This is a genomic window from Myceligenerans cantabricum (genome assembly GCF_054777735.1).
Genome location: NZ_BAAHAJ010000012.1, coordinates 49,806 through 73,164, shown reverse-complemented (window position 1 = coordinate 73,164; position 23,359 = coordinate 49,806). Strand labels below are relative to the sequence as shown.

Below are 23,359 nucleotides of genomic sequence, written 5' to 3'. Positions count from 1 at the left end.
TCGAATCCCTGTTGAACCGGAGTCAGCAAGGGGTGGGGGGCCGGCGGGGTCGGCCCGGCCGGGTCGGCCCGGCCGGATCGGCGGGCGGGCAGGAGAGCTACTCGGAACGGAGGAATCTCATGGTGCGGACCGGGAGTCACAGCGACGGCGTGCCGTTCGTCGCCTTCCATGTCGCGCGGGCGTCGGGCGAGGTGCTCGCCGCGCGGGAGGACGACGTCATCGTCTACGCCGCCTCGACCGTGAAGCTCGCGGTGCTCGTCGCGGCGGCCCGGGAGCTCGACGCCGGGACCGCCACGCTCACCGAGGAGCTGACCGTCACCAGGACGTTCACGTCCCAGGTCCCCGGAGCGGGCACGTTCGTGATCGAGCCCGACGACGTCGACGAGGGCCTTCCGCCCGAGGGCACCTCCCTGCCGCTGGGCGACGTCGCCGAGCGGATGATCGTGGTGTCCTCGAACGAGGCGACGAACATGATGATCGAGCGGGTCGGCCTCGAGGCGTCCAACCTGGCGATGTCCGATGCCGGCTGCGCGGACTCGGCCATCGGCCGCCTGTACTCCGACCTTGCCGCGGCCCGGAAGGGCGGCCCCTCGCACCTGGTCACGGCGCAGGACCTGGCCCGCCTGATGAGCGCGGTCGTGACCGGCCGCCTGGCGAGCCCGGAGCGGACCGCCTGGATGCTGGACCTGCTCTCCCGGCAGACGGACCGTCAGCTCACGGCGTCGGTGCCGGACGATGTCGCGTTCGGCTCCAAGTCCGGCTGGGTCGACGGCATACGCCACGACGTCGCCTACGTCGGCGAGCCGGGCCCGGAGGCCCTGATCATCGCGGTCTGCACCCGCGGCTACGAGAACAAGGACGCGGAGGAGACCATCAAGTCCCTGGGCACGCTGGCGGTATCACTGGCTCGCTGACCCGGCGTCCGAAAGGTCCAGGCGGTCGGCCGCCGTACGGATAACGGTCAGCAGGCTATCCGCTACAGGCGTCGGCGGGTACTCTGATAGCCACAGCCCCACACGGCGTCCTCAGACCGCCGTCGTCCAGGAAGTCCGACACCATGGCCCGCACGTCCCAGAGAACCCACCGAGATCTCGCCTCGATCGGCGAGAACGTCCGCAACTGGCGCAAGATCCACGGCCTGACCGCACAGCTCGTCGCGGATCGGGCCGGCATCACCCGCACCACCCTGCGCAGCATCGAGAACGGCACGGGTACCGCCAGCCTGGAGAACACCCTCGCGGTGCTCCGGGTGCTGGGGGTGGCCGACGCCGTCGTCGGTGCGACCGATCCGTTGACCACCGAGATGGGGCGGTTCCACGCGGAACGCGCCCTCCCGCAACGCGTGAGGATCCCCAGCTAGCGGGACCTCTGATCGAAGGAGTTGAGCCGCCGTGCCGATCCGTGTCGAGCTCCATCTGCCCGGCGGCCGGCAGGTTCACGCCGGCGACCTCGACCTGCACCTCAACACGGGCGGTGCCCTGATCGGCAGCTCGTTCCGCTACGACGGCGGGTACCTGCGTGCCCACGGCGCCTATCCCCTGTGCCCGGAGCTGCCGCTGACCCCGGGGCCGATCCCGTCGGCGGGCGACCGGCCCATGTTCGGCGCGTTCGCCGACTGCCAACCGGACCAGTGGGGCCGCACTCTGCTGTTCCACGCGGAGCGGGCCACGGCCCGCGCCCAGGACCGCTCGTCCGTACGGCTCACCGAGCAGGACTTCCTTCTCGGCGTGCAGGACGAGACCCGGCTCGGGGCGCTGCGCCTCTCGCTCGACGAGGGCCGGACCTTCCTGGCGCCGCCGCGCACCGGGCTGCCCGCACTCGTGGACCTGCCGGCGCTGACGGGGGCGGCGGACGCCGTCGCGGAACATCGCACCGCGGGGCAGGACCTGCGCCTCCTGGTCGCCGCCGGCACGTCGATGGGCGGGGCGCGGCCCAAGGTCACGGTGCGCGACGCCGACGGCGAGCTGTGGATGGCCAAGCTTCCCCTGCTCACCGACCGCTGGGACGTGCAGGCGTGGGAGTACCTCACGCTGCGGCTCGCGTCGCGCGCGGGGATCGAGGTGCCGGTCGCACGGCTGCACCGGGTGGACGGAGACCGGGGCCGGCACAGCATCCTGCTGACACGGCGGTTCGACCGGCTGTCCGGCGGCCGGCGGGTCGGGTTCCTGTCGGCGGAGTCCCTGGTGCAGAAGGCGTTCTTCGAGACGATCGACTACCGCACCCTGGCCGAGACCCTCGCCGACCACTCGGGCAGGCCGAGCGCCGACGGGCACGACCTGTTCCGCCGGGTCGCGTTCACCCTGCTGGTGCGCAACGTGGACGACCACATGAAGAACCACGGGTTCCTCCGGCGTACCGAGGGCTGGTCGATGGCGCCGCTGTTCGACGTGAACCCCGACCCGTTCTCCGTCGCGGAGTCGACGCCGCTGCGCCCGATGGGGAACCGGATCGACCGGGAGCTGCGCGTGCTGCTGGACACGTGCTCCTCGTACGGCCTGCGGCCCGACGACGCCCGGCAGGTGGTCGCCGAGGTGTCCGACGCGACCACGGCGTGGGCTGACCTCGCCCGCGACATGGCGCTGCCCGACGGCGAGGTCACCCTCATGGCGGAGGCGTTCGAGAACCCGAACCGGAACGAGGCGCGCGCCCTGGCAGCGTAGCTCACCGAGCTCTCGCTGCGTCCCGGGGCCGGCCCGACGACGGGTCCGTCCGCCCGGTCATCCGCCCGGCGTTGTCCGGGCCGAGGTGCATCGCCATCGCGTCGTCCTGGGCACGGAGCCGGTTCGTCCAGGGCGCACGCGCGACCTCTACCGTGCCGTACCCACCTGGGCCGCCGCGGCCACCTCACCCAGGACCACCGCGTCCACCAGCTGCTTCGCCCAGGCCAGGATCTCCGCGCCGCGCAGGGGACGGCCGCCCAGCCGCGCCGTCGTCGGGTATGGGACGAGGATCGCGCGGATGCCCGGCTTGAGGATCGTCCCCGGGTACAGCCGCTTCAGGCGCAGCGTCTGGGACTCGGCCAGCTCGACGGGCGCGAACCGCACGTACTTGCCCTGCGCGGTGACGTCCGTGAGCCCGGCGCGGCGGGCGTGGTTGCGGAACCCGGCGACGTCGAACAGCGCCGACGCGACCTCCGGCAGCTTGCCGTACCGGTCGGTCAGCTCCGCCCGCACCTCGTCCAGCGCCGCGGCGTCCTGCGCCGTCGCGATCTTCTTGTACGCCTCGAGGCGCAGCCGCTCGGTGGCGATGTAGGTCTCGGGCAGGTGGGCGTCGACGGGCAGCTCGATGGTGACCTCGGGCACCTCCTCCGCGCGGTCGCCACGGAAGGAGGCGACGGCCTCACCCACCATCCGCACGTAGAGGTCGAACCCGACGCCGGCGATGTGCCCCGACTGCTCCCCGCCCAGCAGGTTCCCGGCGCCACGGATCTCCAGGTCCTTCATGGCGATCTGCATGCCGGCGCCCAGGTCGGTGTGGGCCGCCATCGTCGCCAGGCGGTCGTGGGCCTGCTCGGTGAGCGGCTTCTCCGGCGGGTACAGGAAGTACGCGTACGCCCGCTCCCGCCCGCGCCCGACGCGCCCGCGGAGCTGGTGGAGCTGGGAGAGCCCCAGGACGTCGGCCCTCTCGAGAACGAGCGTGTTCGCGTTCGAGATGTCCAGGCCGGTCTCGACGATGGTGGTGCAGACCAGCACGTCGAGCTCCTTCTCCCAGAAGCCGCGGATGACGCGGTCGAGCTGGTGCTCGTTCATCTTGCCGTGCGCGACGCCGATCCGGGCCTCGGGTACGAGCTCGTTCAGCCGCGCGGCCGTCCGGTTGATCGACTCGACCCGGTTGTGCACGTAGAAGACCTGGCCCTCGCGCAGCAGCTCGCGGCGCAGCGCGGCAGCGATCTGCCTCTCCTCGTAGGCGCCCACGTAGGTGAGCACGGGGTGCCGCTCCTCGGGCGGCGTCGCGAGGGTGGACATCTCGCGGATCCCGGTCACCGCCATCTCCAGCGTGCGTGGGATCGGCGTCGCGGACATCGCCAGCACGTCCACGTTGGTGCGCAGCTGCTTCAGCGTCTCCTTGTGCTCGACGCCGAACCGCTGCTCCTCGTCGACGATCACCAGCCCGAGGTCCTTGAACCGGACCGCCCCGGTGATGAGCCGGTGCGTGCCGATGACGATGTCGACCGCTCCCTGGGCGAGCCCGTCCGCGACCTCCTCGGACTCCTTGTCCGTCTGGAAGCGGCTCAGCGCCCTCACGGTCACCGGGAACCCGGCGTACCGCTCCGAGAAGGTCTCGAAGTGCTGCTGCACCAGCAACGTCGTCGGGACCAGCACCGCCACCTGCTTGCCGTCCTGCACCGCCTTGAAGGCGGCGCGCAGCGCGATCTCCGTCTTGCCGTAGCCGACGTCGCCGCAGATCAGCCGGTCCATCGGGACGGGCTTCTCCATGTCTGCCTTGACCTCGTCGATGCTGGCGAGCTGGTCCGGCGTCTCGATGTACGCGAACGCGTCCTCCAGCTCCCGCTGCCACGGGGTGTCCGGCCCGAAGGCGTGCCCTTGCGTCGCCATGCGCGCCGAGTACAGCCGGATGAGCTCGCTCGCGATCTCCTTGACGTGCTTGCGGGCGCGTGCCTTCGTGTTCTTCCAGTCGGCGCCGCCCATCCTGTTGAGGCTGGGGGCCTCGCCGCCGACGTACTTGGTGACCTGGTCGAGCTGGTCCGTCGGCACGAACAGGCGGTCGCCGGGCTGTCCGCGCTTGGAGGCCGCGTACTCGATGACGAGGTACTCCCGCGTCGCACCGTTCGCCCCGCCGCCGAGGCTGCGCTGCACCATCTCGACGAACCGGCCGACCCCGTGCTGCTCGTGCACCACGAAGTCCCCTGCCCTCAGCTGCAGCGGGTCGACGACGTTGCGCCGCCGGCTCGGCATCCGGCGCATGTCGCGGGTGCCGGTGCCCCCTGCCCGTCCGGTCAGGTCCTGGTCGGAGAACACGGCGAGCCGCAGCTCGGGCGCGACGAAGCCCCGCCCCACGCCGCCCGCGACGACGTGTACGACGGCGGCCTCGGGCACGGCCTCCAGGGAGGACGCCAGCCGGGCGGCGGTGCCCGCCTCCGACAGCTGCTCGCTCATCCGCTTGGCCGGGCCGTGGCCCTCCGTGGTGAGCACGAGCGTCCAGCCGGACTTCTGCAGCGCGTCGACCTCCCGCAGCGCCCGCGCGAGGTCGCCCCGGTAGGACTCGACCTCCCGCGCGCCGACGGTGAAGGTCTCCTCGGCCCGCGCGTCGGGACCCGGCAGGCCCGTGGACGCGCCCTCTCCCGCCCCCGGGCCGACGCTCAGGGCCTGCCCGGGGACGGAGCGCGCGCCCGCGCCCGGGGCGTCGTCACCGGCCCCGGCGGCGACCTCCGGGATCTGCGCGAGCGCGGCGTCCTGGCCGAACGACGACAGCGTCCACCAGCCCAGACCGCGCCGAGCCGCGACGGTCCGGGCCTCGGCGAGCGTCGCGAACGACGCCGCCGACAGGTCCGCCTCACCCCCGCCGGACAGCGGGACCGAGCCGCCCGCGGCGGCGCCCACCCAGGCGGCCGCGAGGAACTCCTCCGTGGTCGCGACGAGGTCGTGGGCCCGGCGCCGGACGCGCTCCGACTCGTTGAGGACCAGGAGCGTGTCGTCCGGTACGAGCTCCAGCACCGGGACCATGCGGTCCACCAGCAGCGGCGCCAGGGACTCCATACCTTCCGACGGCGCGCCACCTGCCACCTTCTCCAGCATCTCGGCGGCGCCCGGCAGCGACTCGGCCAGCTCGGCGGCCCGCTCGCGGACGGCGTCGGTCAGGAGGATCTCGCGGCACGGCGGCGCCCACAGGCCACGCTCGGCGATCTCCAGCGAGCGCTGGTCCGCGACGGCGAACCAGCGGATCTCGCTGACCTCGTCCCCCCAGAACTCGCACCGCAGCGGGTGGTCCTCGGTGGGCGGGAAGACGTCGAGGATGCCGCCGCGCACGGCGAACTCGCCGCGGCGCTCCACCATGTCGACACGGGTGTAGGCCGCATCGGTGAGCCGCTGGGCGATGTCGGTCAGGTCCGCGGTGCCGCCGGTGGCGAGCGAGACCGGCACGAGCTCGCCGAGGCCGTCCACCACGGGCTGGAGCAGGGCGCGGACCGGCATGACGAGCACCCGGACCGGGCCCGCCCGGCCGGCCTCCTCGGTGGGGTGGGCCAGCCGGCGGAAGACCGCGAGGCGGCGCGCGACGGTGTCGGCACGCGGGCTGAGCCGCTCGTGCGGCAGCGTCTCCCAGGCGGGGAGGACCGCGACGTCGTCCTCCCGGCCCTCGGGCAGGTAGGCGCGGACCCCGGCGGCGAGCTCGTCGGCCTCCCGGCCGGTGGCGGTGACCACGACCAGGGGCCGCCGCTCGCACGCGGCGGCCAGGAGCGGCGGGCGGATCCCGACCGGCCCGACCACGTCGGCCTCACCGCGCACGCCGACGTGTTCGACGACGGCGGCCGCGCCCGGGTCGGCGAGCAGGGTCGGGAGCAGACCGGTGAGATGCATCGGAGTCCTTAGAGGTTGCGGACCGGGAGCGCCACGAGCGGGCACACGGCTACTGGCCCACTTCCGCCTGGGACAGGGGAGGATGGGCTGGCTCCAGACTAACGCCCGACACCGACACGGCCCGAGAACCCGGCACGAACCAAGAGGGTCGCGCCCCCCGCCCGCGCCTCCTCGGGTCCAGTAGCCGGCCGCTCCGCGAGCGAGGCCCTGGGTCGCTACGATCACAGGCGATGTCAAGCCAGCCTCGCGAGTCCACACCCAGGTCCGACGCCACCGACGAGGGCCGCGCGCGCTCCCGGATAGCCTGGGCCGACACCGCGCGCGGGCTGGCCATCTGCCTCGTGGTGCTCTACCACGCGACGAACTGGACCGCGGGCACCGGGTACGACGTCAGCGTGCTGCGCGAGCTCAACGAGCCGCTGCGCAGCCTGCGCATGCCGCTGTTCTTCACCGTGGCGGGGATGTTCGCCACGAAGTGGGTCGCGACGTCGTGGCCGACCCTGCTGCGCGGCAAGCTCTTCTACTTCGCCTGGGTCTTCGTGCTGTGGGAGCCGATCACGCTCGTGGTGCGGCTGGTCACCGGGTACTACAAGGTGCCCGGCGCCGACTGGTCCACCCTGGCCGGCGACCTGACCTGGTCCCTGCTGATCCCCCGGTCCGAGCTCTGGTTCATCTGGACGCTGGCGGTCTTCTTCCTGGTGGCGCGGCTGGTGCGGCCTGTGCCGGTGTGGCTGCAGCTGGTCGTGGCGACCGGGGTGAGCGGTTGGGCGCTGGCCGGGTGGGAGCCCACGAGCATCGCCTACCGCGGCGCCGCGCAGTTCATCCTGTTCTTCCTGGTCGGCCTGCACCTGCGGCCGCTCGTCGAGGCGTACGCCGAGCGCCTGCGCTGGTGGTCCGGACTGCTGTGGGTCGGCGCGTGGTACGGCGTGACCTGGGTGGTCCGGACGTACGGGCTGGAACCGACGCCGGGTCCGTACCTGCTCGCGAACATCGCCGGGGCGCTGGCCGGGATCGCGATCAGCGTCGCGCTCGCCAGGCTCCTCCCCGGGCTGGGCTGGGTCGGAGCTCGCACCCTGCCGATCTACGTCCTGCACACGCCGCTGATCCACACGATCCTCTGGGTGTACTGGTCGAACGCCGTCTGGGTGCCGACGCCGCAGTCGCAGTGGATGCCGGTGTTCATGGCGATGTTCATCGTCGCCACGGCCCTGACCCTGGACGCGCTCACGCGCAGGATCGGCCTGGGCTGGCTCTGGGGCCCGCCGCGCCGCTGGCTCGCGACCCCCTAGGTCGCCCGTAGCCCCCGGGACCATGCTCGGGCCCGGGCAGGACGGCGGCACCGACCGCCGTCGCACCCGTTCTGGGCGACTCTTCCGATTTACCCCACTATTTGTTAAAGTCTCGGTCAGTCATCGGGGGTCGACAACGACGCCGGCTCCCCTCTCCGACCCAGGAGGCGACGTGCGACGTCCACGACGAACAGCAGCGCTGACCATCATCGCCCTGACGGCGAGCCTCGGCGCGGCCCTGGCGGCCCCCGCGTCCGGTGCGGTCCCCGACCCCGTGCTCCCCACACCGGAGTCCGAGGTGAACGTCACCGGGACGCCCTTCGAGGGCACCGCACCCGACGGGAGCGTGCGCGGCTACGTCGACGCGCACAGCCACATGTTCATGGAGGACGGCATCGGCGGCGCCGCCGTCTGCGGCAAGGCCTTCTCCGAGGACGGCATCGCGGACGCCCTCCAGGACTGCCACGCGCACGGGCGGAACGGCGGGACCGCACTCCTGGAGAACCTGACCCGCAACGGGTCCCCGTTCGGCACGCACGACACCACGGGCTGGCCGACGTTCGCCGACTGGCCGGCCCACGACTCCCTCACGCACCAGCAGATGTACTACCGCTGGGTGGAGCGGTCCTGGCGGGCCGGGCAGCGCGTGCTCGTGACCCAGCTGACCAGCAACGGGATCCTTTGCGTCATCAACCCGGGCACCTACCAGGACTGCAACGAGATGGCCGCGGTCCGCCTGCAGATCGACGACGCCTACGCGATGCAGGACTTCGTCGACGCACAGTACGGCGGCCCCGGGGAGGGCTGGTACCGGATCGTCACGGACAGCGCACAGGCGCGCCAGGTCGTGGCAGAGGGGAAGCTGGCCGTCGTGCTCGGCGTGGAGACGTCCGAGCCGTTCGGGTGCAAGCAGACGCTCCGGACGTTCGACGGGTGCACGCGGTCCGACATCACCGCCGGCCTGGACGAGCTCTACGGCCTGGGCGTGCGGTCGATGTACCTGTGCCACAAGTTCGACAACGCGCTGTGCGGGGTGCGGTTCGACTCCGGGGCCAACGGGACGGTCGTCAACGCCGGCCAGTTCCTCACCACCGGGACCTTCTGGGACGCGCGGTCCTGCCCGGCGGACGAGCCGCACGACAACAACCCGGGCAGCCCGGAGATGCCGGAGGACGTGGACCTGCCCGTCCCGCCGCTGTACCCGACGGGCACCGTGTGCAACAGGTACGGGCTGACCTCGAAGGGCGAGTTCCTCGTGGAGCAGATGATCGACCGCGGCATGCTGATCGAGGTGGACCACATGTCCGCCAAGGCCGCGGACCGGACGCTGGAGATCCTCGAGGAGGCGGGCTACAGCGGTGTGCTCTCCACGCACTCCTGGATGGACGAGAGCTACCTCGACCGGCTCTACGCGCTCGGCGGGTTCGCCACCATGTACGGACACGACACGGAGGACCTGATCGCGGAGTACGAGCGCACGGCGACGGCGCGGGAGGCGCACGGCATCGACGGCGTCGGGTTCGGCTTCGACATGAACGGCTTCGGTGGCACACCGGACCCGTCCGACGGCCGGGTCACCTACCCGTTCACGTCGCTCGACGGCGGCTCCACCCTGGACCGCCAGGTCACGGGCGAGCGGGTCTGGGACGTCAACGAGGACGGCGTCGCCCACTACGGGCTCGTCCCGGACTACCTGGAGGACCTGCGCGTCACGGGCGGCGAGACCCTGGCCGCCGACGTCCTGCGGGGCTCGGAGTCCTACCTCCGCACCTGGCAGGCGGCCGAACAGGACGCCGGCCGCTAGCCGGCGTGAGGCCGCGCGTGGTACTTGCCCTGCGCGGCCAGGAGGCCCTCCGTGACCAGGAGCTCCACCGCGTCGGCGGCGTCGTCGACGAAGATCGGGAGGTCCTTGCGCTCGGTGCCCGCGAAGTCCCGCAGCACGTAGTCGGCAGTGTCCATCCGGCCCGGGGGCCGGCCCACGCCGACGCGGACGCGGTGGTAGTCGCGGGTGCCGAGCGCCTTGGTGATGTCACGCAGCCCGTTGTGGCCGCCCTCGCCGCCGCCGACCTTCAGCTTGATCGTGTCGAACGGGATGTCGACCTCGTCGTGCACGACGGCGACCCGGCCGGGCTCGATCCCGTAGTAGTGGGCCAGCGCGCTGACGGGACCACCCGAGACGTTCATGTAGGTGGACGGCTTCGCGAGGATCACCCGCGGGCCCGGACGGCCCCCCGGCAGCATCCCGAGCCGCACCTCGGCGGCCAGCGCCTGCGACCGCCCATGCCGGGCGAACCTGCCCCCGGTGCGCTCGGCCAGCAGGTCCAGCACCATCTGGCCGACGTTGTGCCGGTTCCCGGCGTACTTCGGCCCGGGGTTGCCGAGCCCGACGACGAGCCATGGCTGATCGGTCATCGATTCCTCCGTCGGGGTCGTACCCGCTCCGCCGAGGCAGTGCGGTGCGCGGCTGACCGGCCGCCTCGGCGGTCAGGGGTCTGCTGAGGCAGCAGGTTAACGCGGCCGCGGCACGGCCTCGACACCGCCTCGGCACAGAGGATGCCGAGGCAGGAGGCTGCACGGCAGACCTCCTGCCTCGGCATGGTTCCGCGGGTGCGGCTGAGGGTCAGCCCTCCGAGGAGTCCGCGGAGGAGGCGTCGGCCGTCTCGCCGTCCTCCGACTCCGACTCGGCCTCGCCGCGCGGCTCGGTGATGAGCACGACGGCCTGGTCCGGGTCGGTCAGCAGCGACGAGCCCTCCGGCAGCGCGACGTCGCGCGCGAACACGTGCGAGCCGACCTCGAGACCCTCGATCGACACCTCGACCCACTCGGGCAGGTGCGTCGCCTCGGCCTCGACCGACAGGCTCTGCGCCTCGACCAGGTGGATGGTGCCGGGGGCGGACTCGCCGGTGATGTTCACGTTGATGTCGACGGCGATCTTCTCGCCGGCCCGGACGACGAGCAGGTCGATGTGCTCGATGACGTTGCGGACCGGGTCGCGCTGCACGTCCTTGGCGACGGCCAGCTGGCCCTTGCCGTTCATCACGATGCTGAGCAGCGCGTTCGAGTTGCGCAGCGCCAGCATCGAGTCGTGGCCCGGCAGGGTCACGTGGACCGGGTCGGTGCCGTGGCCGTACAGGACGGCGGGAATCTTGTTGTCGCGGCGGATGCGGCGCGCGGCGCCCTTGCCGAACTCGGTGCGGGCCTCGGCGACGAGCTTGATCTCGGACACGGGGGATACTCCTGAAGGTGATGTCGGGCTATCTCAAGGGCCGCTGCGTCGGCGCGGGACGTGTGACGGACGCAAAGCGCGAGAACTCGCTGCGTATGCGGTTGACCCAGTGGGTCACCGACTCACCGCCCAGTCGATCACGGACTGCGGCGCGTGCGGTGCGGGATGTTCACCCGGGGGTGCTCATCCGCGTCCGTCGCGGCCGTCCGACGTCCCTCGCCGAGGCAACCTGACTACTGTACCCGTTCGTCGGCACCCGCCGCACCCAGGACGCCGCCGTCGGACGGTGAGGAATCACCCAGCGGCGGCTGCGTACGCCGCGGCCGGTAGACGACCTGGGAGTGGAAGACGAAGCGCAGCAGGAACGCGACCACGAGCATGACCGCCTGGACCAGCACCGGCCAGAATCCCGTGACCTCGACGACCCACCACAGGATCGGCAGCCGGATCGCCGCCTCGGTGCCGTTGAACCCGAAGGAGTGCGCCAGCCGGGACCAGAACCCGTACCGCCCCTCGGTGCGCAGGTCGCGGAACACGTAGCGCTCCTGCAGGGCGAAGTTCACGCCGATGGTCACCACCGCGGCGACCACCGCGGCCGGCAGGTAGTGCGTCCCGACCGCCGTCAGCGCCCAGAGGATGAGCACGTTCCACACCGCGCCCATCCCGCCGATGATCGCGAAGCGCGACATCCGGCCGAACCGCAGCGACGCGAGCTGCTCCAGGTAACGGACCCCCATCTGGAGCGTCGCCTTGGAGCGCCCGGCGTACCGCTCGCCGAACACGAACGGCTCCTCGCCCACCGACAGCGACCTCGAGCCCCGCGCCAGCACCTCGAGCAGGATCTTGAAGCCACGCGGCCGCAGCCCGTCCAGGTCGAGCGAGCCCAGCCGGACCGCGAAGAACCCGGTCAGCGGATCGGTCACGTTCCGCAGCCGCAGGGGAAACATGGACCGCGCGAGCAGCGCGGACACCGTCGAGACCACACGCCGCCAGTAGCCGTCGAGCCCGCCGGGGTCGCCGCCGCCGATGTACCGGGAGGCGACGACGACGTCGAGCCCCGCGTCCGCGCCGCGCGCCGCCAGCACCGGGACCAGCTCGGGCGGATGCTGCAGGTCGCCGTCCATCACCACGGCCCACTCGGTCTCCACCGACCGGAGCCCTTCGACGACCGCGCCGCTCAGGCCGCCCTCGGGCGTCTCGCGGTGGATCATCCGGACCGGGATCCCGCCGTGGTCCGCCTGCCCGGCGGCGATCCGCCCGATGATCGACGGCGTGTCGTCCCGCGAGTCGTCCACGAACAGCACGCACGCGCCGGGCATCCCGGCGAGCGCCTCGTCGAGGCGTCGTACGAGCTCGGCGACGTTCGGTCCTTCGTTGAACGTCGGGACCACGACAGTGACGGTCACGATGCCTCCCGGGCAGATCTGTGTCATAGCACGGTCCACCCTCGACCAGGGATCAGTCAACTCTCTGTCGGTAAACTGCCGGGCACGATGTCGCAGGCGGCGGATGAATTCCGCCCTCCGCACGCCCCTCGGCGGCGTGCTCGACACCGTCCGCGCCGTCGTGCTCGACGACGGCCGCGCCGCTGATCCTGGTGAGGCCCCTGTGCCTCAGGCGTTGCCCTCGAAGAGACTCGTCACGGACCCGTCCGTGAAGACCTCCTTGATCGCCGTCGCGATGAGCGGCGCGATCGACAGGACGGTCAAGGACTCGAACCGCTTGGACGTCTCGATCGGCAGGGTGTCCGTGACCACGACCTCCGTGGCACCGCAGTCCGCGAGCCGCTGCGGCGCCGGGCCGGACAGCACGCCGTGCGTCGCCGCGACGGTCACCGACCGGGCACCGGCCGCCATGATCACCTTGACGGCCTCGGCGATGGTGCCGCCGGTGTCGATGAGGTCGTCGACCAGCACGCAGTCCTTGCCCTCGACGTCGCCCACCACGCGGTTCGCGACGGCCTGGTTCGGGCGCGTCACGTCGCGCGTCTTGTGCACGAACGCGAGCGGCCCGCCGCCCAGCTTGCTCGCCCAGATCTCGGCGACGCGGATGCGGCCGGCGTCGGGCGACACGACCGTCACGTTGTCCACGTCCACGCGCGTGCGCACGTAGTCGACGAGGATCGGCAGCGCCCACAGGTGGTCGACCGGGCCGTCGAAGAAGCCCTGGATCTGCGCGGTGTGCAGGTCCACGGACATGAGCCGGTCCGCGCCCGCGGTCGCCAGCAGGTCCGTCATGAGCCGCGCCGAGATCGGCTCACGACCCCTCCCCTTCTTGTCCTGCCGCGCGTACCCGAGGAAAGGCGCGACCGCCGTGATGGTGTGCGCGGAGGCGCGCTTCGCGGCGTCGACCATGAGCAGGTGCTCCATGATCCACTGGTTGATCGGCGCGGTGTGGGACTGGAGCAGGAAGATGTCGGCCCCGCGGACGGACTCGCTGAACCGGACGTACGTCTCGGTGTTGGCGAAGTCGTAGGCGCTGACCGGCAGCAGGTCGACGCCGAGCTCCTTGGCCACGTCCTGCGCCAGCTCGGGGTGCGCGCGCCCGGACGCGACGACGAGAGGGCGCTGGATCTGGCGGAGGGCGGTGCTGGACATGTCAGTGGGCCTTTCGTTCCTCATCAGGGTGTCCGGCGGCGTCGTACCCGACGCCGGACGTGGTGCCTTGGTCTGTCGCGTCGCCGGCGGCGTCGGTGGGCGCGGGCCGGGCGTCCCCGCCGGCGAGGCCGCCCGGGGTGGCGGCTGCCGCAGCCTCGGCCGCTGCCGTGCCGGGCCGCCTGCGCGCGACCCAGCCCTCGATGTTCGCCTGCTTCGCCCGCCCGACGCCGAGCGCCCCGGCGGGGACGTCCTTGACGATGACGGACCCGGCCGCCGTGTAGGCGCCGTCGCCGACGGTCACGGGTGCGACGAACATGTTGTCGGCCCCGGTCCGGGCGTGCGCGCCGATGACGGTGCGGTGCTTGTGCTCGCCGTCGTAGTTCACGGTGACCGACGCCGCGCCGATGTTGGTGTGCTCGCCGATCTCGGCGTCGCCGACGTAGCTGAGGTGCGGCACCTTCGCGCCCTCGCCGATCCGGGCGTTCTTCGTCTCGACGAACCCGCCGATCTTGCCCTTCGCGCCGAGCACGGTGCCGGGGCGCAGGTAGGAGAACGGCCCGACGCTCGCGCCCGCGCCGATCACGGCGAGCTCGGCGTGCGTGCGCACCACGGTGGCGCCGTCGTGCACCTCGGTGTCGCGGAGGGTGGTGTCCGGGCCGACGGTGGCACCCTCGCCGATCTTCGTCGCCCCGTGCAGCTGGGTGCCCGGCAGGACGTTGACGTCCGGCGCGAGCTCCACGTCGACGTCGATCCACGTCGTGCCCGGGTCCACGACCGTGACACCCTCGCGCATCCAGTACTCGAGCGTGCGGCGGTTCATCTCGGCGCCGAGCGCCGCGAGCTGCACGCGGTCGTTGACGCCCTCCACGGACATCGCGTCGTCGGTGACGATCGCGCGGACCCCGCCGCCCTCCTTGCGGGCGAACGCGACGATGTCGGTCAGGTAGACCTCGCCCTGCGCGTTGGCGCGGTCGAGGCTCGCGAGCCCGCGGCGGAGCGTCGCGGCGTCGAACACGTACGTGGACGTGTTGATCTCGCGGACGTCGCGCTGCTCCGGCGTCGCGTCCTTGTGCTCGACGATCGCCTCGACCTGGCCGTCCGCGCCCCGCACGATGCGCCCGTAGCCCGTGGCGTCCGGGACCTGCGTGGACAGGATCGTCACGGCGTCGCCCTCGGAGCGGTGCGTGGCGAGCATCTGGCCCAGCGTGCCGCCGTCGAGCAGCGGGACGTCCCCGGCGAGGACGACGACGGCGCCCTCGATCTCGCCGAGCGCTTCCATCGCGCACTCCACGGCCCGGCCGGTGCCGGGGACCTCGTCCTGGTCGACGACGCGGACGGCCGGGTCCAGCTCGGCGATCCTGGCGGCGACGAGGTCCCGCTCGTGCCGGACGACGACCGCCAGCTCCGCCGGCTCCAGATCACGCGCGGCCGCGATCGCGTGGCCGACCATCGGCCGCCCGCCCACGGGATGCAGGATCTTCGGGAGGCGGGACTTCATCCGCGTGCCCTGCCCTGCGGCGAGGACGATCACGGCTGCTGGCCGGTGCTGGTCGGTAGCTGTCACTGGCGCGGCCTCCTGGGGACGCTGCTGATGCGGTCATGGAATCGGTGGCCGGCCGTGCCGGGCCCCGGTGGCCGGACTCCCGGCGATCGATCCTGCCGGCCGTGGCCGATCCGGCCGGGACACGGTGCGAGGACCACGAATCGCTCCGCCCCCAGGACTCGAACCTGGACCATGGGCACCAAAAACCCGTGTGCTGCCGATTACACCAAGGCGGATCGGTGTGGCCTCAGTCTGCCAGGTCGCGAGGGGTGCGCGCGGCTCCCGGCGATGTCAGGCGGACCACACGGCACACGGTACGCCCAGCGGACGGCGTCGGGCCCTCGTGCGATCGGCACCTTCAGGACGACACGGCACAATGTTCCTCATGGCAGCAGACCCCCGTCGCTCTCCGCGACCCCGCATGACCGCGAGCCAGCGCCGGGAGCAGCTGTTGTCCGTGGCTCGCGAGCTCTTCGCCGAGAAAGGTTTCGACGGCACGAGCGTCGAGGAGATCGCGGCACGCGCCAAGGTGTCCAAGCCGGTGGTCTACGAGCACTTCGGGGGCAAGGAAGGCGTGTACGCGGTCATCGTCGACCGGGAGGTGCAGGAGCTGACGACAGCGCTCACCGGCGCGCTCGACGCCGGCGGGCACCCGAAGGTCCTGCTGGAGCGGACGGCGCTGGCGCTGCTCGACTACATCGAGGACAGCGAGGACGGGTTCCGGATCCTCGTGCGGGACTCACCGGTGGCGCAGGCGACGGGAACGTTCTCCAGCCTCATCGGCGACGTCGCCACGCAGGTGGAGGGGATCCTGGTCGAGCAGTTCCGGATCAACCGCCTGGACCCCCGCACCGCGCCGCTGTACGCGAACATGCTCGTCGGGATGATCGCGCTGACGGGGCAGTACTGGCTGGACAACCGCGCGACGAAGAAGTCGGAGGTCGCGGCGCACCTGGTGAACCTGGCGTGGAACGGGCTGAGCCAGATGGAGAAGAATCCCGCGCTGATGAAGTCGGGGTAGGCGGACCGAGCACCGGCCTGTCCGTGCGCGTGATGCTCACGCGCGACCACGCTCGGCTCGAGAATCCGGCGGCGGCCCGCGCGACGCCGAACCACCTGGCGCCGATGCGGCAGACGTCGCCACCACCCCGCACCGGTCAAGACTCTTGACGTCAAGACACTTCGGGTAGTCTCACGCCATGGAGGAGTCCACCAGCGGACCGCCGGCCGAGGCTCTCGGTGACGGGCCGCACGACGCCGGGCCGCACGACGAGGTCGACCGGATCGTCGCCGCCTGGCTGCAGGAGCGGCCGGATCTCGACCTGGAGCCGCTGACCGTGTTCAGCCGGATCTCGCGGCTCGCCCGGCACCTCGACCTCGCCCGCCGCCGCGCGTTCGCCCGGCGCGACCTGGAGACCTGGGAGTTCGACGTGCTCTCCGCGCTCCGGCGGGCCGGCGAGCCCTACCGCCTCTCCCCCGGCGCGCTGGTCCAGCAGACGCTCGTCACCAGCGGCACGATGACGAACCGCATCGACCGTCTCGCCGACCGCGGGTTCGTGGAGCGCCACCGCTCCCCCGACGACCGCCGCGGCGTCCAGGTCGAGCTCACCCCCGCCGGGCGGAAGCAGGTCGACGCCGCGATGGCCGATCTCCTGGCCGTCGAGGCGGAAGTCCTGTCCGCCCTGACCAAGGACGACCGTCCCCGCCTGGCAGCCCTCCTGCGCACCCTGTCCACCCAGTTCGAGGGCTGACGACTCCCCCTCCCGCCCCGGGCGGCCGCACCCTCGGCGACACGGTCGGCACGGTGGCGGGCCCGGAGCGTCGGAGCAGGAGACCGGGGCAGAGAGCTCGCGTGGGGTCAGCGGGTCGTGGTGGGTGACGTCCGGGGCCGGCGGGTGGCGATGGCGAGCGCTACCCCCATCCCCGTCAGCACGACCAGCACCACGGTCAGGGGCAGGTCCCAGCCGCCGACGGCGTCGTGCACCGCGAACAGGGTCGACGGCCCCGTGAACGCGATGACGTAGCCGCACGACTGGATGGTCGCCGCCATCCGCCGGGCCGCGACCGGGCCGCCGGCCCGCTGCGCGACCAGCGTGAAGATCACCGCGAAGTTCCCGCCCTGCGCCAGGCCGGCCAGGGAGCACCAGAGCGCCCACCAGCCGGGTGCGAGCAGCAGCCCGAGCGGCAGCGACAGCCAGCACGCGCTCACCACCGCCGACGCCACCCCGATCGGGAGCCGGAGCGCGTGGGTCGCGGGCAGCACGAGCGACCCGAGGATCGCCAGGCCCTGGAACAGCGAGGCCGCGACCCCGGCCTCGGCGGGCGTGAACCCGATCTTGTCGCCGAGCAGCTCGGGCAGCACCCCGGTCATCGCGAAGTAGGAGAAGGACTGCCCGACGAACGCCACGGACAGCACCCAGGTGATCGGCCGCCGCAGCACCCGGTCACCCGCATCGGACGCCCCGTCGGCGCGGTCGGACCTCGCACGCCGGTCCCCACGCATCCCGTCGCTGCCGCCCCTGACCACCCATGCCCAGCTGACCAGCGCGACCACGGCCAGGACCGACCAGGCCGCGAGCGCCGCCTGCCAGCCGAGCCAGGCGGCGAGCGGGACGGTCAGGGTGGTGGTGAAGACGGAGCCGAGGTTCATCGACGCCGTGTAGAGCCCGGTGGCGACGGGGGCGCGGCCGGTGAAGTCGCGGGAGACGATCACGGGCGCGGCGACGTTACCGATGGTGATCGAGGCGCCGATGACGGCGGTCCCGGCGACGGCCGTCCACACGCCTGCCGGGCCCGTGAGCGCGGAGCGCAGGAGGGTCCCGAGGAGCACGCCGCCGACGGCGATCGTCATCGCCCGGTACGGGCCCACCCGGCCGATGAGCCACGAGGCCACCGGCGCGAGCGCCGCGAAGCACAGGATGGGCAAGCCGGTCAGCAGCCCGGCGGCGACGGACGACATCCCCAGCCCGGCGGCGACGTCCGACAGGACGGGCGGCACCGCGGTGATCGGCGCGCGGAAGTTCAGTCCGACGACCAGCAGGGCCACGAGCAGCGCGCCGGTGGAGACCGCACGGCGCGAGGAGGTCAGGGAGGTGGTGGTGATCACGATGCGCCCCATTGTGTCCGACGAGGGCACCCGCACGCCCTGCTGTCCACCGGGTGCGGCCGCGCGGGCGTGCTCAACTCGCGACGCGGGGCGTGAAGACCTGGCCGAGCTCCGTGTGGGTGGCGAGCCACCGCTGGTAGGTGTGCTGGCGGGCCGCCGGGTCGGAGCCGTCCATGACGCGTTCGACGACGTCGGGGGGCGTCGCACCCGAGAGCTCCGCCACGATCTGCGCCGAGTGCGCACCCCAGGCCGCGAAGACCTCCGGCGCGCCGGCACCGGGCCCGAGCAGCACCGGCGACGACGCGCGGCGCGCGAACGCCCGGAGCGCGGGCGCGTGCGGTCCGTCGAGCGGCGCCTCGACGATCACGCAGGCGACGTCCGGCAGCAGCCCCGCGGTGGCCACGGCGGCGGCGCCCGCCCCGGACCTGCCCAGCACGGCGACGCGCGACGGGTCCACGCCCGGCAGGGAACGCACCTCCTGGACGGCGCGGACGGCGTCGGCGGAGATCTCGCGGTTGTACGGGTCCGCGGGATCGCCGGCGTGCCGCATCTCGATCAGGAGGTGCACGTAGCCGGCCGACGCCGGCCAGGCGTGGTCACGCGCCTTGCCGCCGCCTCCGGCAGGGACGAGCTCGACGACGCCCGGCAGCGCGCCCGAGCCCTCGGCCGGCGTGAGGAACCAGCCCTGCAGCGGGTGGTCGCCGAAGCCCGACAGGGTCACCGCGTCGGTCGTCAGGCCGCGCGCGGCCGGCTTGGCCGGCTCGAGCCGCGCGGCGTCCCTGCTGCGCGACCGGACGAGCAGGCCGGACCAGAAGTCGTCGAAGGCCGGCGGTTCGTCGACGGCGGGTGGCGCGGCGGGCGCGAGCGCGACCGGGGGGATGTCGAACTCGGACACGGTGAGAGTCCTTCTGTCGGTGTGCGATGGTGCGCCTGGCAGCGTACTGCCCGGCGATGACCTGCCCCTACCCAGGCCGTTGCTCCCCCAGGTGCTCGCGCAGGAACTCCAGGTGCCGCGCGAAGCGGTACTCCGCCCCGCCCTCGTGCCCGTTGTACGGGTAGACGTCGATCTGCGGCGGCTCCGTCGACGCGCTCCCGGCCGACGCGCCCCAGGCGTTCCGCGCCGCGTACACCGTGGACGGCGGGCAGGTCTGGTCCATCAGCGCGGTGGAGAACAGCGCCGGCGCGGTCGCCCGGCGCGCGAAGGAGACGCCGTCCAGGTACGAGAACGTGCGCCAGGTGCGTGCCTCGACCTCCGGGGCGCGGTGCACGTGCAGGTACTGCGTGATCTCGCCGTACGGCATGTTGTCGGAGATCTCCACGGCACGCCGGTAGTGGCAGAGGAAGGGGACGTCGGGCAGCGCGGCGGCGACGTCGTCCCTGAGGCCGGCGACGGCGATCGTGATGCCGCCGCCCTGGCTCGTGCCCGCGACGGCGACACGCGACGGGTCGACGCCGTCGATCGCACGCACCGCGTCCACGGCGCGCACCCCGTCGGTGAAGACGCGGCGGTAGAAGTGCTGCCGCGGGTCCTCGACGCCGCGGGTCATGTATCCGGGAGCGGTGGGGCCCGCGCCGACGGGGTCCGGGGTCGCGCCACCACCGCCCCAGCCGGATCCCTGGCCGCGCGTGTCCATCATGAGGTGCGCATAGCCTGCCGCGGCGAACCCGAGGTGCTCGTGCGGGAGCCCGCGGCCGCCGTTGTAGCCCTGGTACTGGACGACGGCGGGCAAGGGGCCCTCGGCGTGCGCCGGCCGGGTGAGCCAGGCCTTGATCGGGTGACCACCGAATCCGGGGAAGGTCACGTCGTCGACCGTCACCTGGGTCAGGCCGGCGTCGACACGCTCGAGGCGCGGGGAGCCGCCGCCGGGCAGCGCGGCACCGGCCGCGCGGGACTCCGCGATCGTCGTGGACCAGAACTCGTCGAAGTCCTCGGGCTCGTCGATCTCGGGCCGGTACTGCTCGAGATCGTGGACGGGCATGTCGAACTGCGCCACTGCTACCTCCTGCGCCGGTGCGAAAGCGTCGGTCGGGACCGGGTCTGCGGTGAGCATAGGCGGTGCGGGCGACCGGGCGGCGCCGCGCAGCCTCTAACCTTGCGGGGTGGCACATCTCCTCGGCGCCGACGGCATCTCCCTCCGGATCGCGACCCGCACCCTGCTCTCCGACGTCTCCCTCGGGCTCGACGACGGCGACCGGGTCGGCGTCGTCGGCCCCAACGGCGCCGGGAAGTCCACGCTGCTGCGGATCCTGGCCGGCCTGTCCGAGGCCGACGACGGCCGCGTCACCCGGGTGGGCGGCTCCACGCTCCGCATGCTCGACCAGCGCGACGAGGTGCCCGAGGACGTCACCGTGCTCGACCTGGTGCACGGCTCCGCCGACACGCACGAGTGGGCGGCCGACGCGCGCATCCGCTCCCTCCACGAGGGCCTGCTCGCCGACCTGGACCTGGGCGCCCCCGTCACGACGCTGTCCGGCGGCCAGCGCCGCCGCGTCGCGCTCGCGGCCCTCCTCGCCGACGACCCGGACGTCCTCCTGCTCGACGAGCCCACCAACCACCTCGACGTCGAGGGCGTGGCCTGGCTCGCCGAGCACCTCGCCACCAGGTACGGCCGCCCGGGCGCGCGCGGCGCGCTCGTCGTCGTGACCCACGACCGGTGGTTCCTCGACGCCGTCTGCACCCGGATGTGGGAGGTGCGCGGTGACGGGTCCGGCGCCGTCGACGGGTACGAGGGCGGCTACGGCGCCTACATCCTGGCCCGCGCCGAGCGCGCCCGGCTGGCCGCCGTGACCGCCGAGAAGCGCAACAACCTGCTGCGCAAGGAGCTCGCCTGGCTGCACCGCGGCGCCAAGGCCCGCAGCTCGAAGCCCAAGTTCCGGCTCGACGCCGCCGCCGCGCTGATCGACGACGAGCCGCCGCCGCGCGACACCCTGGAGCTCACCCGGATGGCGACGAGGCGCCTCGGCAAGGACGTGCTCGACCTGGAGGACGTGACGGTCCGCGTCGGCGGCCGCGGCCCGGGGTCCGACGGCGCCACCCCGGTGCGCACCCTGTTCGACGGTGTCACCTGGCGGCTGGGGCCCGGCGACCGGTACGGCGTCGTCGGCGTGAACGGCGCCGGCAAGACGACGCTCCTCGCGCTGCTCGCGGGCCGTCGCCAGCCGGACTCCGGACGGGTGCGGCGCGGCAAGACCATCGAGGTCGCCGAGCTGAGCCAGGAGATCCGCGAGCTCGACGACGTGGGGCACCTGACGGCCGTCCAGGTGGTCGAGCGCGAGCGCGGGCGGATCGAGATCGATGGCAAGGAGCTCACCGCCGCGCAGCTCACCGAACGCCTCGGGTTCACGCGCGAGCGCGCGTACACGGTGGTGGACAGCCTGTCGGGCGGTGAACGACGCCGGCTCCAGCTGCTGCGCCTGCTCGTCGCCGAGCCCAACGTGCTGCTGCTCGACGAGCCCACGAACGACCTGGACACCGACACCCTGGCGGCGCTGGAGGACCTGCTCGACGGGTGGCCGGGGACGTTGATCGTCGTGTCGCACGACCGGTACCTGCTGGAGCGGGTCGCGGATCGGCAGGTGGCGCTGCTGGGGGACGGGACCATCCGGGACATGCCCGGGGGTGTGGAGGAGTACCTGGCGCTGCGCCGGGCGGCCGGGGCCGCGGGACCGGGGGCGGCGGCGTCCGGGGGGTCGGGGGCCGAGCCCGCCGGCAGCGCGGTGGGTTCTCACGACCAGGCGGAGATCCGGGCGGCGCGGAAGACGATTTCCCGGATCGAGCGGCGGTTGGGGAAGATTGCCGAGGAAGAGGCCCGGCTGCACGACGAGATGGCTGCGCAGGCCACGGACTTCACGGCGGTCGGGCGCCTGGACTCACGAGCGAAGGAGCTGGCCACGGAGAAGGACGAGCTCGAGATGGCTTGGCTCGAGGCTGCGGAGGTGGCCGGATGACCCTGGAAGACGACGTCGACCGCACGATCGTCAGTGCCCTGCGGGCGGACGGACGCACCACCCTCGCCGCGCTCTCCGAGGCCACCGGACTGTCGCTGTCGGCCGTGCAGGTCCGCGTCCGCAAGCTGGAGTCGCGCGGAGTGATCTCCGGGTACCGCGCCGTGGTGGACCCCGAGGCGATCGGGCTGCCGCTGACCGCGTTCATCGAGATCACCCCGCTGGACCAGGCCCAGGAGGACGACGCCCCCGAGCACCTGAGGAACCTGCCCGGCATCGAGGCCTGCTACTCGGTGGCCGGAAACTCGAACTATCTGCTGCTGGTGCGCGTCGCCGCGCCCCGCGACCTGGAGCGCCTGCTGGGCCAGATCCGGCGTACGGCCCAGGTCAGCACCCGCAGCACGGTCGTGCTCCAGACCTACTTCGAGGGGCGCCCGGTCGAGTCGGCCTGACCGGGCCCCGCACTCCTCGACGCGCCGTCCAGCGCGGCGCTTCCTCCTGATCCAGGGAGATTGCTAGTCTCGGCGCGACAAATCGGCATTTTTGAGGAAGCCTCCCATGGTGAGCACGAAGACCTGGCTGCAGGTCGCGGGTGGTGTCGTGATGGTCGCGCTGGTCACTGCCGCGTTCCTGCAGGGGCGCGCCGCGGGGGACGCGTGGACCGCCAACGATCCCGTGGGTGAGTGCGGTACCGGCGCGCTGGGCGGCGCCGTCGGTCACGACAGCGGCGGCGAGGTGCTCGCGGTACAGAACGTGCTGTCCGCGACGCATGCGCTCAGCACGGCGGACAGCACCTGGGACGCGGACTCCGAGCAGGCTGCCAGGGCCTTCCAGGCCTGGACCGGCCTCCCCTCCGACGGCTGCGTCAACACGAACACGTGGGTGACGATGCGCGCGATGGTCATCCCGGTGTGCGCGCCCGAGTACAGCTGCCTGGGCCCGGACCAGGTGCTGCGCTGGGGGCCGGCGCGCGACGCGCGGGACGCCTGGTTCCTCGACGCGAACTGCGACTGGGCGACGTGGGTCCTGCCCGGCGTGGCCGCGAGCCCGGTCGCCTCCAAGGAGCCGTACGAGTTCGGCGGCGACCCGCTGGAGAGGCTCGGGTGCGAGGGATGAC

At 72.7% G+C, this 23,359-nt stretch carries 19 protein-coding genes and 1 tRNA gene; 10 read left to right on the top strand and 10 right to left on the bottom strand.

What is annotated here, in order from left to right:
• Positions 1–119 precede the first annotated feature (119 nt).
• The 3 genes from ACYU96_RS16880 to ACYU96_RS16870 all read left to right on the top strand — a co-directional run bounded on the left by ACYU96_RS16880 (position 120) and on the right by ACYU96_RS16870 (position 2,660).
• A complete protein-coding gene (locus ACYU96_RS16880) occupies positions 120–914 on the top strand; it encodes a serine hydrolase (RefSeq protein WP_460756073.1) in 795 nt (264 codons plus the stop codon).
• 143 nt (positions 915–1,057) lie between these two features.
• On the top strand, positions 1,058–1,360 hold the full coding sequence (locus ACYU96_RS16875; protein ID WP_460756070.1) for a helix-turn-helix transcriptional regulator: 303 nt from the start codon (positions 1,058–1,060) through the stop codon (positions 1,358–1,360).
• A 31-nt stretch (positions 1,361–1,391) separates the two neighbouring features.
• Positions 1,392–2,660, top strand: a complete 1,269-nt coding sequence (locus ACYU96_RS16870) for a type II toxin-antitoxin system HipA family toxin (protein WP_460756068.1) — start codon at positions 1,392–1,394, stop codon at positions 2,658–2,660.
• Between the two features lie 147 nt (positions 2,661–2,807).
• On the opposite strand, the gene mfd is transcribed toward ACYU96_RS16870, so the two are convergent.
• A complete protein-coding gene (mfd, locus tag ACYU96_RS16865; protein WP_460756065.1) occupies positions 2,808–6,536 on the bottom strand; it encodes a transcription-repair coupling factor in 3,729 nt (1,242 codons plus the stop codon).
• 230 nt (positions 6,537–6,766) lie between these two features.
• Between mfd and ACYU96_RS16860 the strand changes: the two genes are divergently transcribed.
• Together ACYU96_RS16860 and ACYU96_RS16855 are read left to right on the top strand one after the other, a co-directional pair.
• Positions 6,767–7,825: an acyltransferase family protein gene (locus ACYU96_RS16860; protein ID WP_460756062.1), complete on the top strand. Its 1,059-nt coding sequence runs from the start codon at positions 6,767–6,769 to the stop codon at positions 7,823–7,825.
• A 172-nt stretch (positions 7,826–7,997) separates the two neighbouring features.
• Positions 7,998–9,629 (top strand): Coagulation factor 5/8 type domain-containing protein, encoded by a 1,632-nt coding sequence (locus ACYU96_RS16855; RefSeq protein ID WP_460756059.1) that lies wholly within the window; start codon positions 7,998–8,000, stop codon positions 9,627–9,629.
• On the opposite strand, the gene pth is transcribed toward ACYU96_RS16855, so the two are convergent.
• The 6 genes from pth to ACYU96_RS16825 all read right to left on the bottom strand — a co-directional run bounded on the left by pth (position 9,626) and on the right by ACYU96_RS16825 (position 15,427).
• Entirely contained in the window at positions 9,626–10,237 is a 612-nt protein-coding gene (gene pth, locus ACYU96_RS16850; protein WP_460756056.1) for an aminoacyl-tRNA hydrolase, read from the bottom strand. The genes ACYU96_RS16855 and pth overlap by 4 nt on opposite strands.
• A gap of 208 nt (positions 10,238–10,445) precedes the next feature.
• Positions 10,446–11,051, bottom strand: coding sequence for a 50S ribosomal protein L25/general stress protein Ctc (locus ACYU96_RS16845; protein WP_460756053.1), 606 nt, complete (start codon positions 11,049–11,051; stop codon positions 10,446–10,448).
• A 233-nt stretch (positions 11,052–11,284) separates the two neighbouring features.
• Complete coding sequence (locus tag ACYU96_RS16840; RefSeq protein ID WP_460756049.1) at positions 11,285–12,457, bottom strand: glycosyltransferase; 1,173 nt, start codon at positions 12,455–12,457, stop codon at positions 11,285–11,287.
• A 207-nt stretch (positions 12,458–12,664) separates the two neighbouring features.
• Positions 12,665–13,648 (bottom strand): ribose-phosphate diphosphokinase, encoded by a 984-nt coding sequence (locus tag ACYU96_RS16835; protein ID WP_460756046.1) that lies wholly within the window; start codon positions 13,646–13,648, stop codon positions 12,665–12,667.
• Position 13,649: 1 nt separating this feature from the next.
• Entirely contained in the window at positions 13,650–15,146 is a 1,497-nt protein-coding gene (gene glmU, locus ACYU96_RS16830; RefSeq protein WP_460756258.1) for a bifunctional UDP-N-acetylglucosamine diphosphorylase/glucosamine-1-phosphate N-acetyltransferase GlmU, read from the bottom strand.
• A gap of 209 nt (positions 15,147–15,355) precedes the next feature.
• A tRNA-Gln gene (locus ACYU96_RS16825) sits at positions 15,356–15,427 on the bottom strand.
• Between the two features lie 185 nt (positions 15,428–15,612).
• On the opposite strand from ACYU96_RS16825, the gene ACYU96_RS16820 reads away from it, so the two are divergent.
• Complete coding sequence (locus ACYU96_RS16820; protein ID WP_460756256.1) at positions 15,613–16,212, top strand: TetR/AcrR family transcriptional regulator; 600 nt, start codon at positions 15,613–15,615, stop codon at positions 16,210–16,212.
• 178 nt (positions 16,213–16,390) lie between these two features.
• Complete coding sequence (locus ACYU96_RS16815; RefSeq protein ID WP_460756044.1) at positions 16,391–16,942, top strand: MarR family winged helix-turn-helix transcriptional regulator; 552 nt, start codon at positions 16,391–16,393, stop codon at positions 16,940–16,942.
• 107 nt (positions 16,943–17,049) lie between these two features.
• Here the strand turns inward: ACYU96_RS16815 and ACYU96_RS16810 are convergent, their stop codons facing one another.
• The 3 genes from ACYU96_RS16810 to ACYU96_RS16800 all read right to left on the bottom strand — a co-directional run bounded on the left by ACYU96_RS16810 (position 17,050) and on the right by ACYU96_RS16800 (position 20,291).
• Positions 17,050–18,297: an MFS transporter gene (locus ACYU96_RS16810; RefSeq protein WP_460756042.1), complete on the bottom strand. Its 1,248-nt coding sequence runs from the start codon at positions 18,295–18,297 to the stop codon at positions 17,050–17,052.
• 73 nt (positions 18,298–18,370) lie between these two features.
• Positions 18,371–19,192, bottom strand: coding sequence for an acetylxylan esterase (locus ACYU96_RS16805; RefSeq protein ID WP_460756039.1), 822 nt, complete (start codon positions 19,190–19,192; stop codon positions 18,371–18,373).
• A gap of 67 nt (positions 19,193–19,259) precedes the next feature.
• Entirely contained in the window at positions 19,260–20,291 is a 1,032-nt protein-coding gene (locus ACYU96_RS16800) for an acetylxylan esterase (protein ID WP_460756036.1), read from the bottom strand.
• 106 nt (positions 20,292–20,397) lie between these two features.
• Between ACYU96_RS16800 and ACYU96_RS16795 the strand changes: the two genes are divergently transcribed.
• From ACYU96_RS16795 to ACYU96_RS16785, 3 genes are all read left to right on the top strand, one after another.
• The gene (locus ACYU96_RS16795; RefSeq protein WP_460756033.1) at positions 20,398–22,245 is read left to right on the top strand and encodes an ABC-F family ATP-binding cassette domain-containing protein; all 1,848 of its coding nucleotides are present in this window, start codon (positions 20,398–20,400) and stop codon (positions 22,243–22,245) included.
• Positions 22,242–22,694 (top strand): Lrp/AsnC family transcriptional regulator, encoded by a 453-nt coding sequence (locus tag ACYU96_RS16790; RefSeq protein ID WP_460756031.1) that lies wholly within the window; start codon positions 22,242–22,244, stop codon positions 22,692–22,694. Before ACYU96_RS16795 ends, ACYU96_RS16790 begins: the two co-directional genes overlap by 4 nt.
• A gap of 106 nt (positions 22,695–22,800) precedes the next feature.
• Positions 22,801–23,358, top strand: a complete 558-nt coding sequence (locus ACYU96_RS16785) for a peptidoglycan-binding domain-containing protein (protein ID WP_460756028.1) — start codon at positions 22,801–22,803, stop codon at positions 23,356–23,358.
• The last annotated feature ends 1 nt before the right edge of the window (position 23,359 follow it).